At 62.5% G+C, this 12162-nt stretch carries 10 protein-coding genes; 6 read left to right on the top strand and 4 right to left on the bottom strand.

Annotated elements, in window-relative coordinates:
• The first annotated feature begins 8 nt into the window (after positions 1-8).
• A complete protein-coding gene (gene rodA / locus GOX01_RS09750) occupies positions 9-1184 on the top strand; it encodes a rod shape-determining protein RodA (RefSeq protein ID WP_011253261.1) in 1176 nt (391 codons plus the stop codon).
• Here the strand turns inward: rodA and GOX01_RS09745 are convergent.
• The 3 genes from GOX01_RS09745 to GOX01_RS09735 are packed head-to-tail and all read right to left on the bottom strand — an operon-like array spanning position 1181 to position 6144.
• Positions 1181-3214: a DUF2075 domain-containing protein gene (locus GOX01_RS09745; RefSeq protein WP_062269843.1), complete on the bottom strand. Its 2034-nt coding sequence runs from the start codon at positions 3212-3214 to the stop codon at positions 1181-1183. The two genes, rodA and GOX01_RS09745, sit on opposite strands and share 4 nt — an antisense overlap.
• A 4-nt stretch (positions 3215-3218) precedes the next feature.
• Entirely contained in the window at positions 3219-5273 is a 2055-nt protein-coding gene (gene glyS, locus GOX01_RS09740; protein WP_062269844.1) for a glycine--tRNA ligase subunit beta, read from the bottom strand.
• On the bottom strand, positions 5266-6144 hold the full coding sequence (locus GOX01_RS09735; RefSeq protein ID WP_024716815.1) for a glycine--tRNA ligase subunit alpha: 879 nt from the start codon (positions 6142-6144) through the stop codon (positions 5266-5268). Before GOX01_RS09735 ends, glyS begins: the two co-directional genes overlap by 8 nt.
• Positions 6145-6298: 154 nt before the next feature.
• On the opposite strand from GOX01_RS09735, the gene GOX01_RS09730 reads away from it, so the two are divergent.
• From GOX01_RS09730 to GOX01_RS09710, 5 genes are all read left to right on the top strand, one after another.
• A complete protein-coding gene (locus tag GOX01_RS09730) occupies positions 6299-7072 on the top strand; it encodes a DUF2076 domain-containing protein (protein ID WP_024716816.1) in 774 nt (257 codons plus the stop codon).
• Between the two features lie 143 nt (positions 7073-7215).
• A complete protein-coding gene (locus tag GOX01_RS09725) occupies positions 7216-8787 on the top strand; it encodes an apoptosis inducing factor family protein (protein ID WP_024716817.1) in 1572 nt (523 codons plus the stop codon).
• A 93-nt stretch (positions 8788-8880) separates the two neighbouring features.
• Positions 8881-10677 carry an aspartate--tRNA ligase gene (gene aspS, locus GOX01_RS09720; protein ID WP_011253267.1) on the top strand — a complete coding sequence of 599 codons (1797 nt, stop codon included), beginning with the start codon at positions 8881-8883 and terminating at the stop codon, positions 10675-10677.
• A 140-nt stretch (positions 10678-10817) separates the two neighbouring features.
• The gene (locus GOX01_RS09715; protein WP_011253268.1) at positions 10818-11381 is read left to right on the top strand and encodes a ferritin-like domain-containing protein; all 564 of its coding nucleotides are present in this window, start codon (positions 10818-10820) and stop codon (positions 11379-11381) included.
• Between the two features lie 198 nt (positions 11382-11579).
• A complete protein-coding gene (locus GOX01_RS09710) occupies positions 11580-11852 on the top strand; it encodes a YXWGXW repeat-containing protein (RefSeq protein ID WP_024716818.1) in 273 nt (90 codons plus the stop codon).
• A 43-nt stretch (positions 11853-11895) separates the two neighbouring features.
• Here GOX01_RS09710 and GOX01_RS09705 read toward each other — a convergent pair.
• Positions 11896-12162: endonuclease/exonuclease/phosphatase family protein (locus tag GOX01_RS09705; protein WP_371858535.1), on the bottom strand; the 267-nt coding region annotated here is incomplete at its 5' end.

Below are 12162 nucleotides of genomic sequence, written 5' to 3'. Positions count from 1 at the left end.
GGAACGGCATGAACACGTTCGGCTTCCTCAAATCCGACCGGCGGCTCCTGCGGGCCGAACCCGATTTCCGCCCGATGGCGCGCCTGCTTCAGGTTAACTGGCTTTATGTGCTGCTGGTCTGTGTGCTGGCGGGCGTGGGTTACATTGCGCTGTATTCGGCAGGGGGTGGTTCGGCCAAGCCGTTTGCGGGACCACAAATGGTGCGGTTCGGCTTCGGGCTGGTGATGATGATTGCCGTCTCGCTCGTCAGTCCGCGTATCCTGCGCATGGCGTCCATGCCGATCTACCTGCTTTCCGTCACGCTGCTCGCGCTTGTGCTGCGTATGGGACATGTGGGCAAAGGTGCGGAACGCTGGATCAATCTGGCGGGCATGCAGTTCCAGCCCTCCGAATTTGCCAAAATCGGCCTCGTGTTGATGCTGGCAACGTGGTTTCACCGCATCGGCAATGAGCGGATGGGCAATCCGCTACGCCTGATCCCGCCAGCACTCCTGACGCTGCTGCCGGTCCTGCTGGTGCTCAAGGAACCCAATCTCGGAACTGCGACCATCATCGGCGTCATCGGTGCGACGATGTTCTTCGCGGCCGGAATGCGGCTATGGCAGATCCTGCTGCTCGTGGCGCCGCTGCCGTTCATGGGCAAGCTGATCTACAGCCATCTGCACGACTACCAGAAGGCCAGGATCGACACGTTCCTGCACCCCGAGCATGATCCGCTGGGCGCGGGTTACAACATCATCCAGTCCAAAATCGCGCTTGGCTCCGGTGGCATGTGGGGCGAGGGATACCTGCATGGAAGCCAGGGCCAGCTGAACTTCCTGCCGGAAAAACAGACAGACTTCATCTTCACCATGATCGGCGAAGAATGGGGCTTCGTCGGCGGGATTGCTGTCATCACGCTGCTAGGCACGCTCGTCATGGGCGGAATGCTCATCGCCATCCGCAGCCGCAACCAGTTCGGGCGTCTGCTGGGTCTGGGCATTGCAATGGATTTCTTTCTGTACTGCGCTGTGAACCTGTCGATGGTCATGGGCGCCATCCCGGTCGGCGGCGTGCCTCTGCCGCTCATTTCCTATGGCGGTTCGGCCATGCTGACGATGATGTTCGGCTTTGGCCTGCTCATGTCCGCCTGGGTGCATCGCAACGAACGCGATCCCGGCACGGAAGACGATGACGACGACTAGTCCTGAAGCAGGTCTGCCAGATCGTTCTGCAAAGTGAAGGGCCGTGCAGGGGCCGCAGGCTCCAGTGGGCGTACGCCGCACCTCATCAGAAAATCCGCAATCCGGTCCAGCGTTTCTGGATCACGCGTCGGATCATCCGCGCTGCCCTGCGGCACCCAGATCAGCGTTTCGTAACGCGCCCGCGTCAGCAGAACGCGATAGGTATTCAGCCGCCACAGCGTCGCCTCTGCTGTGCTGACATTGGCCCATTTCGTGCCTGAAAAGCGGCGTGGCTGCCAGCGATCGCCTGAAGGCGCACGGATCAGATCGCCGTCCCAGCACAACCCCACAAAATCCAGCTCCAGTCCCTGAATGGCAAACTCCGTCGCACAGGTCTCGAGCGCGTCGGAGGCCCGGATATCCTTATCCGGGACCCAGCGGTTCAGGAACCATTGGGAGACAGCTTTGTCGTCCATATGCGGGACTTCGCAGCCCAACCCTTCGGCCCGCAGCCGCTTGGCCTTCGAACTTGCCACCAGTCCGCACCGATAGGTCAGGCGCGAACGGTGTCGCAGCCCAGCCCGCAGATCGTCCAGACTACGCGTGAGACGGAACGGAAGATCCGTCTGCCCGGCCAGACGCTGCGCCGTCTCGACGTCTCCGTTCAGAACGGCGTTGACCCAGCGCGGCGCAGTTTCCTCGCGCAGGGAGCGGATGGCCACACCGAGATGCAGAAAACGCTGCCGCCCGGCTTCAGGCGTTGTGGGCAGATGCGTCAGATCCCCGGTTCCGATCACGTCTGGAGCGGCTTCAACGCGCCATGCCGGATGGCTCAGAAGGGCCTCACCCCAACAGGCCAGACCGCCTTCACCGTCATTGATTTCCTGCCCATGCCCGATCAGGCACAGAATGGCCGCGAACCCGTCGTGCCGTCCCATGATGTCCAGCAGATGCGCAGGTTCGGACTCTGTCAGCTTCACATGCCGCGATGCACTTTTGCGGACAGCCTGAGCCTGCTTCCAGCATCGCTGGGCTTCATCAATGACCATGACATGCTCAGGCGGACATTCCGCTGGCCGTCCGACATAGTGATCGCGGAACTTCGTCAGGGACTGGATGGTGGACTCCATCCGCTGCTCCACGAGGAGACGTTTTTGCCCACGGCTGACCGTATCGCGCGTCAGAGCTTCCCGCAGCACCGAAACAAGAGTGGGGTTGCCTGTCAGGAACGTCGCACCCGTCCCGTCGTCCCCATCTGCAAAAGCCGCTTTCAGCCCACACAAGGTTTTGCCAGCGCCCGGAATACCCGACACGAACACGATGACCTTACACCTTTCCGTCCGGGCTTTTTGCAGAATACTGGCGATGCAGGCAGAAGTCTGTGTCAGGTTCGTCGCATCTGCACGGGCGGTGTGGATATCGGCAACGCTGTGTGTGGCGTAAATCTGCCGTGCCGCTTCCACGATGCTCGGGACCGGATCGTAAGGAGCATGTTCCCATTGAGCGGGAATCAGCGGATTTTCGGTATGAGCCGTCTGCAATGCCAGCGTGGTCAGGAGCGTTTTCAGCCCGGTCGCATTGACGCGCTGAACCTCTGTGACGCCCAAAGGCAACAGAAGCGGCGTTGTCTGGGCGCGGGGCGGCGCATCCGTGGCGACCAGAACGGGAATGAGCGGATGATTTCGGCTGGCGGTATGAAAATCCAGCAGATCGAGCGCATAGCCTTCCGTCTGGGAGAGGGCTGACGCATCGAAACTGGACGAGCCGATCTTGAATTCCAGCACGTAAATCGCGCCGGGCGACACGAGGACCGTGTCGATCCGTCCGCCAAGCCGAGGAATCGGGAACTCGAACAGAACCTGCCAGTCCTGTGCGTTGGGAATTGTGGGGAGGATATCGCGCAGAAGATCGATCTGCGCTTGCCAGGCACGAGCCTGCTGCGGCTCGCCCTGGAAACGGTTCTGCACCACCTTGTGGGACAGGGCGGCGCAGAGCTGGTCCGGTGGGGTGTGAAGGAACGTGGTGACGGATCCGGACCACCACGCTCCCATGGCCTCAGCCCTCGATCTGGCCGAAATCGGCGATCAGTGCCGTTGTCTCCCGGAAGCGGGACAGCAGTTTGAGGCGGTTGGCCCGCACTTCCGGTTCCGGCGTATTGACTGTCACGGCTTCGAAGAACCGGTCCAGCGTCGGACGCAGGGCCGCAATGGCCTGCATCGCATCGGTGAAGCGCTCTTCCTTCAGAGCTGTCTCAATCGCGGGGACCGCCTGATCCAGACCCGTAGCCAGAGCGCGTTCCTCGTCCTGCGTATAGAGGGCAGGATCGGGCGCGCCAGTATGCGGGCCGTCCTTTTTGTCCTCAATGCGCAGGATGTTGGCGGCGCGCTTGGCGGCGGCGAGCAGGTTGCGCCCGTCTTCCGTCTGGATCATCTCCGACAGCGCTGAGGTCCGGGCCAGAAGCCGCACCAGATCGCCATCAAGACCACCGGCCAGCGTTGCGGCCAGCACGTCATGCCGCTCGCCTTCGCTGCGAAGCTGCACGCGCAGGCGCTCCGCAATGAAGTCCGGCAGCTTGGCCAGTTCGCCACCCGTCCGTCCATTGGCGGCCTGTGCGAACAGTTCAGACAAGTCCAGACGCAGCCCGTTGTCACGGATTGTGCGGATGATGCCGAGTGCTGCACGACGCAGCGCATACGGATCGCCCGAACCGCTCGGCAGTTCGCCAATGGCAAAGAAGCCAGCCAGCAGGTCCAGTCGGTCCGCAAGGGCAACCGCGACCGAAACCGGTGCCTTCGCGGTGTCGTCTGACTGACCGCGCGGCAGGTAATGCTCCGCCACGGCACGAGAGACGGCTTCGTCCTCGCCATCATGCACCGCGTAATAGCCGCCCATGACGCCCTGAAGTTCCGGGAACTCGCCGACCATCCCGGTCGTCAGATCCGCCTTGGCCAGCAGACCCGCGCGTTCAGCCTGGGCGATCTGCGCGCCATCAAGACCCATGGCCTGAGCCACGGTGCCCGCCAGCTTCGAGATCCGCTCGGCGCGTTCGGCCTGCGTACCGAGCTCGGCATGGAACGTCACTGCCGCCAGCGCCGGAACGCGGTCGGCCAGCTTGGTCTTGCGATCCAGATCCCAGAAATGCCGCGCATCGGCAAAACGGGCGCGGAGCACACGCTCATTGCCCGCTGTGGTCAGCTTGCCGCCATCCTTGAACGGCAGATTGCCGACGAACGCGAAATACGGTGCGGCCTTGCCATCCGGGTTGCGCAGGGCAAAATAGCGCTGGTTGATCCGCATGGAGACCTGCATCACTTCGGCAGGCAGATCCATGAACGCAGCATCAATCTTGCCGAGAAGCGGGACGGGATATTCGACCAGTCCACAGACTTCATCGACCAGCCCGTCATCCTGTACGACCATGATGCCATGCTGGTCCGCCAGACGCGTCACGCCGGTGCGCACCATGTCGCGGCGGCTATCCATGTCCACGATGACCGAGCGCGTCTCAAGCTCTTCCTGCCACTGCTGGCCGGACAGGATCTCGAACGGACCCGGCGCCAGAAAGCGATGGCCTTCGGAGAGGTTGGACGCCTTCAGACCATGTGCGTCATCACCCTCGCGGGCGAGAGCGAACGGTACGACATGCCCGTCCAGCAGGCAGGCGATCCGGCGCAGCGGGCGGACCCAGGTGAAGTTCGAGCCCGCACCCCAGCGCATGGATTTCGGCCAGGGGAACTTCCACAGAAGCTCGGGCACGGCTTCGGCCACGCGGCTTTCCGCGCTCACGGGATCAAGCGATTTGTTCAGGACCCAGAAGCCGTTTTCCAGCGTCAGCTCATCGGGTGTCACGCCATGCTTGCGGGTGAAACCGGCCAGAGCCTTCTCGGGCGCACCTTCACGCGGGCCACGCTCGGATACGTTGCGGGCCGGGATTTCGGCATCGACGGTCAGGCTCGCCGCAATGCGGCGGGCGCCGAAGAACGTGCGCAGATCACGCGGATTCAGGCCACTGAGTGCCTTTGCCAGCATATTGCCCAGCTCAACAGCTGCGCCAGCCTGCATGCCAGAAGGAATTTCCTCACTGAACAGTTCGATAAAAAATTCAGCCATGGGACGTCTCCTCCTCACCGGCGAGCCAGGCTTCGCAGGCGTCTTTGGCGAGCTCACGGACGCGCCCGATATAGGATGCGCGCTCGGACACGGAGATCACGCCCCGCGCATCGAGCAGATTGAACAGATGCGAGGCTTTGAGGCACTGGTCATAAGCGGGCTGGGCCACGCCGGCCTCGGCCAGACGCATGGACTCACGCTCGGCATCGTTGAAATGGGTCAGCAGCATCTGCGTGTCGGCGAGCTCGAAATTATGGCGCGAATAGTCCTGCTCGGCGCGCAGGAACACATCGCCATAGGTCAGGCCCTTGCCGTTGAAGTCGAGGTCGTAGACGTTCTCGACGCCCTGCACATACATCGCCAGACGCTCGAGCCCGTAGGTCAACTCCGTGGACGGCATGACGGTCGGAATACCGCCAACCTGCTGGAAATAGGTGAACTGCGAGACTTCCATTCCGTCACACCACACTTCCCAGCCCAGCCCCCAGGCGCCGATGGTCGGGTTTTCCCAGTCATCCTCGACGAATCGGATATCGTGCAGTTCCGGATCGATCCCGATGGCGCGGTAGCTGTCGAGCAGAAGCTGCTGGCTGTCTTCCGGCGTCGGCTTGAGCAGTACCTGATACTGGTAATAGTGCTGCAGGCGGTTCGGGTTCTCGCCGTAACGGCCATCCGACGGACGGCGGCAGGGCTGCACATAGGCGGCGGCCCAGGGCTTGGGGCCGAGCGCGCGGAGCGTGGTGTGAGGGGAGAGCGTGCCTGCTCCGAGTTCGGTATCGTAAGGCTGCAGGATGGCGCAGCCCTTCTCGGACCAGAATTGATGAAGGCGCAGGATCAGGTCCTGAAAGCAGAGCGGCCGGGTCGCAGACAATTCGATAGGCTCCGGTTGGCAGAAATCGGGCGCCACCTTACAGGCACAGGCCCCTAACCGGAAGGGAGCGTCATTTCGCCGATCTTGTAGACTGGGCGCGAGTGCATCATATGATTGACGCTCTGCAATTTCTTCATCTGGAAGGATGATGACGATGAACAACGAAGAACGCGATCTGATCGCCCGTTTCGTCGCCCGTGTCGGGGGAGGGCCGCAGGTCACGGGGCCTGGACAGCCACCGGCCGCGCCCCTGCCGCCGATCGACCCTGAAGCGGACCGCTTCATCGCCGAGAACTTCCAGAAATATCCGGAAGCCCGCTACCGCATCACCCAGATGGCCGTGGTGCAGGAAGCCGCGCTCGCGCAGGCGCAGAACCGCATCCGCCAGCTCGAGTTCCAACTCCAGCAGGCCCAGCAGCAGCTCGCACAGGTGCAGCAGTCGGGCGGGTCCAAGCCGGGACTGTTCGGGGGCCTGTTCGGTGGCGGCGGCAACCGTCCGCAGCAGTCGGCACCGCCGCCGGGCTGGGGTTCGCAGGCCGCTCCGCCGCCGAACTTCATGCCGCAGCAGCAGTACGCTTACCCGCCGGGTTATCAGCCGGGCATGTTCCAGCGCGGCGGCTCGGGCTTCCTCGGCTCGGCTCTGACGACGGCCGCGGGTGTGGCTGGCGGTATGATGGCCGCCAACGCGCTTGAAGGCCTGTTCTCCGATCATCACGGTGCTGGTGGTGATGCTGCCGGTGGCTGGGGTGCGGGTGGCGACACCATCATCAACAACTACGGCAGCGATGCTTCGGCCTCCGATCCCTTCGGTGGTGCCGGGACCGATGCCGGCAGCTTCTCCGATTCTGACTTTGGCGGCGGCGGTGATGCTGGTGGTGGCGGAGATTTCGGCGGCGGTGACGGCGGCGGCTTCGACGACATGTTTTGAGTCTGCCCCTCTCAGGCAGGCATCATTCAAAGCCCGTCCGGACCTGACGTCCGGGCGGGTTTTTTGATGTTTGCCAACCGGGCGGCCTATGCTGCGTTCGCTTTCATGACTGTCCCCATTTCCCAGCCGGGAGGCCATACTCGATGTCCCAATCCGCCCCGACCGCCGATTTCCGCGATCTCTGCGCTTTTGATGCGCTCGAAGACGGAAAAATCACGCCGTTTTCCCTGGACGGCACGCCGGTGGTTCTCATCCGGGACGGGGAGAATGTGCATGGTTTCGCCGGAAAATGCCCCCACAAGGAGGCGCCGCTGGAGCAGGGCGCTTTTTGTAAGACGGAAAAAGGAAGTGTGCTGGTCTGTCCCTGGCACAAAGCGGTTTTTGATGCGACGGATGGCAGCCTCGTTGAACCACTGGCGCTCGACCCCCTGCCGCAGTACCCGGTCCAGATCGTTGATGGCCGTGTGCTGGTCGGGCTGAAGCCGAAGCAGCGTCAGGCTCCGGAAAAACGACAGGAAAACGAAAGTGTCCTGCTTCTCGGCGCCGGGGCGGCGGCTGTCAGTGCGGCGGTGACGCTTCGGGCGGAAGGGTTTGCGGGCACTATCACGATGGTCAGCGAGGAAAAGGATCTTCCTTACGACCGCACCGCCCTGAGCAAGACCGTTCTCGTCAGCGAATCCGAAAAGGCTCATGCGCCCCCGGTTCGGGAAGAGGAATTCTATACCCAGCGCGGCATTACCCGTGTCCGCGGGCATGTGGCGCAGTTCGATCCGCAGACCCGTACGGCCAAATTACAGGACGGGACGGAACTGACGGCCGATCATGTCCTGATTGCGACGGGGGCCGTGACCAGAAAGCCGGATATTCCGGGCGTGGACATGAAGGGCGTCTATACGCTGCACCGTGAGGCGGATGCGGAGCGGATCGCCGCCATTCTGGATCCCGATCTGGCGGTGACGATCGTGGGGGCAGGGTTTATCGGGCTTGAAGCCGCCTCTTCCCTGCGGCAACGCGGTGTAGGCGTGACGATCATCTCCGACAGCGAAATCCCGATGGAAAAGCAGTTCGGCCGCGAAATTGGTATCCGCCTGCGCCAGCTGCATGAAGAAAACGGCGTGGCGTTCGTCTCGGATGCGCGGGTCACGAAAATCTATGCCGAGGACGGCAAGGACGGAACGGCTTCGGGTGTGGAACTCGACGACGGAACCCGTCTGCCTGCCGCGTTCGTGCTGCTGGGCGTGGGTGTGACACCCGCCACGGATTATGTGTCGGGTCTGGAGCGCGATGAGAGCGGCGCGATTGTCGTGAACGGTCAGATGCGCGTGACCAGAGGCGGTGAGGCCGGGGTCTATTCCGGCGTGTATGCGGCCGGGGATGCCTCTGCCGTTTTCCATGACGGCGCACCACGGCGAATCGAGCACTGGCGCCATGCCGAAGTGCAGGGGAGGATCGCGGCCCTGGCGATGATGGGACATGACACCCCCAACGTGCCGATGCCGTGGTTCTGGACGCAGCAGTTCGGCAAGAAGATCGAGCTTCTGGGCTGGGGCGAGAGCTTCGATAACGTGGCGCTGGAAGGCGATATCCGCGGATTCAAGTTCCTCGCGACCTATCTCAAAGACGGCAGGCCCATCGCCCTGGCCGGGGCCGGGCATGCCGCCGATATGGCGCGGGCTGCGGTCGATTTCGATGGTTTCATGCAGGAAAAGGCCTGAACGCGTCCCCGAGGTCGCAGAAAACTTGACATGAGAGGGCCGTCCCGGCTTCCTGCGCCCACTTATCCGCACAGGACGTTGAAGAGGCCCGACATGCATCCATACCGCACCCATGACTGTAGCGCCCTGCGTGAGGAGAATGCCGGGCAGGTTGTCCGCCTTTCCGGCTGGGTGCACAGCAAGCGCGATCATGGCGGCCTGCTGTTCATCGACCTGCGCGACCATTACGGCGTAACGCAGATCGTCATTCCCGCTGGCACGGACCTGCTGGAAAAGGCCGAGCGCCTGCGCGTCGAGAGCGTCATCACCGTGACCGGCAAGGTCGTGGTGCGTCACGGTTCCCAGCGCAACCCGAACCTGCCGACCGGTGACGTCGAGGTTCTGGCGGACGCCCTTGAGGTCCGCTCCAGCGCCGAAGTCCTGCCGTTCCAGGTGGCGGGCAACGAGAACTATCCCGAAGACCTGCGTCTGAAGTATCGCTACATCGACCTGCGCCGCGACAAGATGCACCAGAACATCATGCTCCGCAGCAAGGTTATCACGAGCCTGCGCCAGCGCATGATCGAGCAGGGCTTCACCGAGTTCCAGACCCCGATCCTGACGGCTTCGTCCCCGGAAGGTGCGCGTGACTTCCTCGTCCCGGCGCGTCTGCATCCGGGCAAATTCTACGCCCTGCCGCAGGCTCCGCAGCAGTTCAAGCAGCTTGCCATGGTCGCCGGTTTCGACCGTTACTTCCAGATCGCACCCTGCTTCCGTGATGAAGCCTCGCGCGCTGACCGCAGCCCGGGCGAGTTCTACCAGCTCGATTTCGAGATGTCCTTCGTCACGCAGGAAGACGTCTTCACCGTGCTCGAACCCGTCCTCGCCGGCGTGTTCAACGAATTCACGCCCGAAGGCTGGAAGATCACGGACGGCGCATTCCCGCGTATTCCGTATGCCGATGCGATGCGTGACTACGGCTCCGACAAACCAGACCTGCGTAACCCGCTGATCATCAAGGACGTCACGGATGCCTTCCGCGACTCCGGTTTCGGTCTGTTCGCCAAGATCGCAGCCTCCGGTGGCCAGATCCGTGCCATCCCGGCTCCGGGTGCGGGTGACCGTCCGCGCGGCTTCTTTGACAAGCTGAACAGCTGGGCCCGTGAAAACGGTGCCGGTGGTCTGGGCTACATCATCTTCGGGGAAGAAGGCGGCAAGGGCCCGATCGTCAAGAACCTCGAAGCCGATCGCGTCGAGAGCATCCGTGAAATCTGCGGCCTCAAGGCCGGGGATGCCGTGTTCTTCGCCGCAGGCAAGGGCGATGAAGTCGCCAAATTCTCCGGCGTGGTGCGCACCAAGGTCGCAACCGAGCTGGACCTGATCGAGAAGAACGCCTTCCGTTTCTGCTGGGTCGTGGACTTCCCGATGTACGAGCTGAACGAGGAAACCGGGAAGGTCGACTTCTCGCACAACCCGTTCTCCATGCCGCAGGGTGGCCTTGAGGCGCTGAACACGCAGGATCCGCTGACGATCAACGCCTATCAGTACGACATCGTCTGCAACGGCGTGGAACTGTCCTCGGGCGCCATCCGGAACCATCTGCCGGACGTCATGCTGCGTGCTTTCGAGATCGCAGGCTATGGCCCCGAGGTCGTGGAAGAGCGTTTCGGCGGCATGCTGAACGCCTTCCGTTACGGTGCCCCGCCGCATGGTGGTGCAGCGCCTGGCGTGGATCGTATCGTGATGCTGCTGGCCGATGAGCCGAACATCCGCGAAGTCATCCTCTTCCCGCTGAACCAGAGCGGCGAGGACCTGATGATGGAAGCACCGGCCCCGGTCGAGCCCGCCCGTCTGAAGGAGCTTCATCTGGCGCTCGACCTGCCGAAGCCCAAGCCGACCGCCAGCAAGTAAGTAAGCCTGACGCAGCCTTATCCGCTGTTGAGAACCGGTATCTTTCATTCGGAAGATGCCGGTTTTTTCATATCGTCTGCAACACTTTGTCATTTCTATCGTTGGAGAAACAGATCCCAACCTTCAAGGCAGACACTCCAATGGCCGACGACAAGAAGAACGCCTTCCTGACAGACGTGCAGACGCTGCGCGCAAACGCAAAAAAATCCCTCGACGACGGTGCGGTGACCGCCACCTACAAGGGTGACGTCAAGACCACGATCGATATCCTTCAGGCCGTCGTGGCGACCGAACTGGTCTGCGTCCTGCGCTACACGATGCACGCCATTTCCGTCGAAGGCCTGACCAGCGAGAGCGTCGGTGCCGAGTTCAGCGAGCACGCAGCTTCCGAGCGCAAGCACATGCTGGCCGCTGCCAACCGCATCGACCAGCTCGGTGGCGTGCCGAACTTCAACCCCGAAGGTCTGGCCACGCGTTCTGCGACCGAATACGGCAATGGCGGTAACCTGGTCGAAATGGTGAAGCAGGATCTGATCGCCGAGCGCGTCGTGATCGAGCATTATCAGGAACTGATCCGCTATTTCGGCGACAATGATCCCACGACCCGCATCATGCTCGAAGGCTTCCTGGCCGACGAGGAAGATCATGCCACCGATCTGCACGACCTGCTGGTCGCTCATGAAGGCAAGCCCTTCCTGAACTGATCGCGGTCAATCGAACATCTGAAAAAGGGCGCTTCCTTTCACGGGAAGCGCCCTTTTTTGCGGTTATGCGGGGATCACGAAATCCGGAAACATAAAATTATGCACTGCCCGGATTCCGCCACAGATGCGCCTCAGACGCGCCAACACAAGCCGTGCATCATCTTTCCGTGACAAGGCGTCATGGAAAGGAGAGCATGGATGCTGAAACATCTGTCAGGCATCTTGGCTGTTTCCGCCCTGTTTGCAGGTACGATGGCGATTGCGCCAATGACGGGAACAGCCCATGCACAGTTCGTGCCCTATAGCGGCCCTTACCGCCAGCCGCCTCCGCCCCCGCATGTTCTGCCCGAACCTGTCCCGCCCCATCATGGCGACATGCGCTGGATTCCGGGGCACTGGCGCTGGAGCGGGAACGGCTATCAGTGGCAGCCGGGCCATCTGACGCGACGCTTCAATCTCCGTCACGCCTGATACGGGCAGGGGCCGGAGCCGTGTCTCCGGCCCCCTTGTGCTGTCAGACTGTGACCAGGACCGGAACGTGGTCGGAGGCCTTTTCCTTCGCGCGCTCGTCCCGGTCGATCACGAAGGATTTCAGCCGTTCCGTCAGGCGGGGGGACAGCAGGGCATGATCAATCCGCAGCCCGGCGTTCCGCTGGAACGCTGCCGCCTGATAGTCCCAGAACGTATAATGACGGCCGGTGGGTTGCAGGGCGCGCAGGGCATCCGTCAGCCCCATCCATTCCAGCCTGCGGAAAGCCGCCCGCGTCTCGGGGCGCACCAG

This window comes from Gluconobacter oxydans (assembly GCF_006539685.1).
Lineage (GTDB): Bacteria > Pseudomonadota > Alphaproteobacteria > Acetobacterales > Acetobacteraceae > Gluconobacter > Gluconobacter oxydans.
This window is presented reverse-complemented; position numbering and strand designations above follow the sequence as displayed.

Excerpts from the sequence above, each read along its gene's own strand:
- rodA (WP_011253261.1), top strand. The coding sequence starts at position 9 with ATGAACACGTTCGGCTTCCTCAAATCCGACCGGCGGCTCCTGCGGGCC.
- GOX01_RS09745 (WP_062269843.1), bottom strand. The coding sequence starts at position 3,214 with ATGGGAGCGTGGTGGTCCGGATCCGTCACCACGTTCCTTCACACCCCA.
- glyS (WP_062269844.1), bottom strand. The coding sequence starts at position 5,273 with ATGGCTGAATTTTTTATCGAACTGTTCAGTGAGGAAATTCCTTCTGGC.
- GOX01_RS09730 (WP_024716816.1), top strand. The coding sequence starts at position 6,299 with ATGAACAACGAAGAACGCGATCTGATCGCCCGTTTCGTCGCCCGTGTC.
- GOX01_RS09725 (WP_024716817.1), top strand. The coding sequence starts at position 7,216 with ATGTCCCAATCCGCCCCGACCGCCGATTTCCGCGATCTCTGCGCTTTT.
- aspS (WP_011253267.1), top strand. The coding sequence starts at position 8,881 with ATGCATCCATACCGCACCCATGACTGTAGCGCCCTGCGTGAGGAGAAT.
- GOX01_RS09715 (WP_011253268.1), top strand. The coding sequence starts at position 10,818 with ATGGCCGACGACAAGAAGAACGCCTTCCTGACAGACGTGCAGACGCTG.
- GOX01_RS09710 (WP_024716818.1), top strand. The coding sequence starts at position 11,580 with ATGCTGAAACATCTGTCAGGCATCTTGGCTGTTTCCGCCCTGTTTGCA.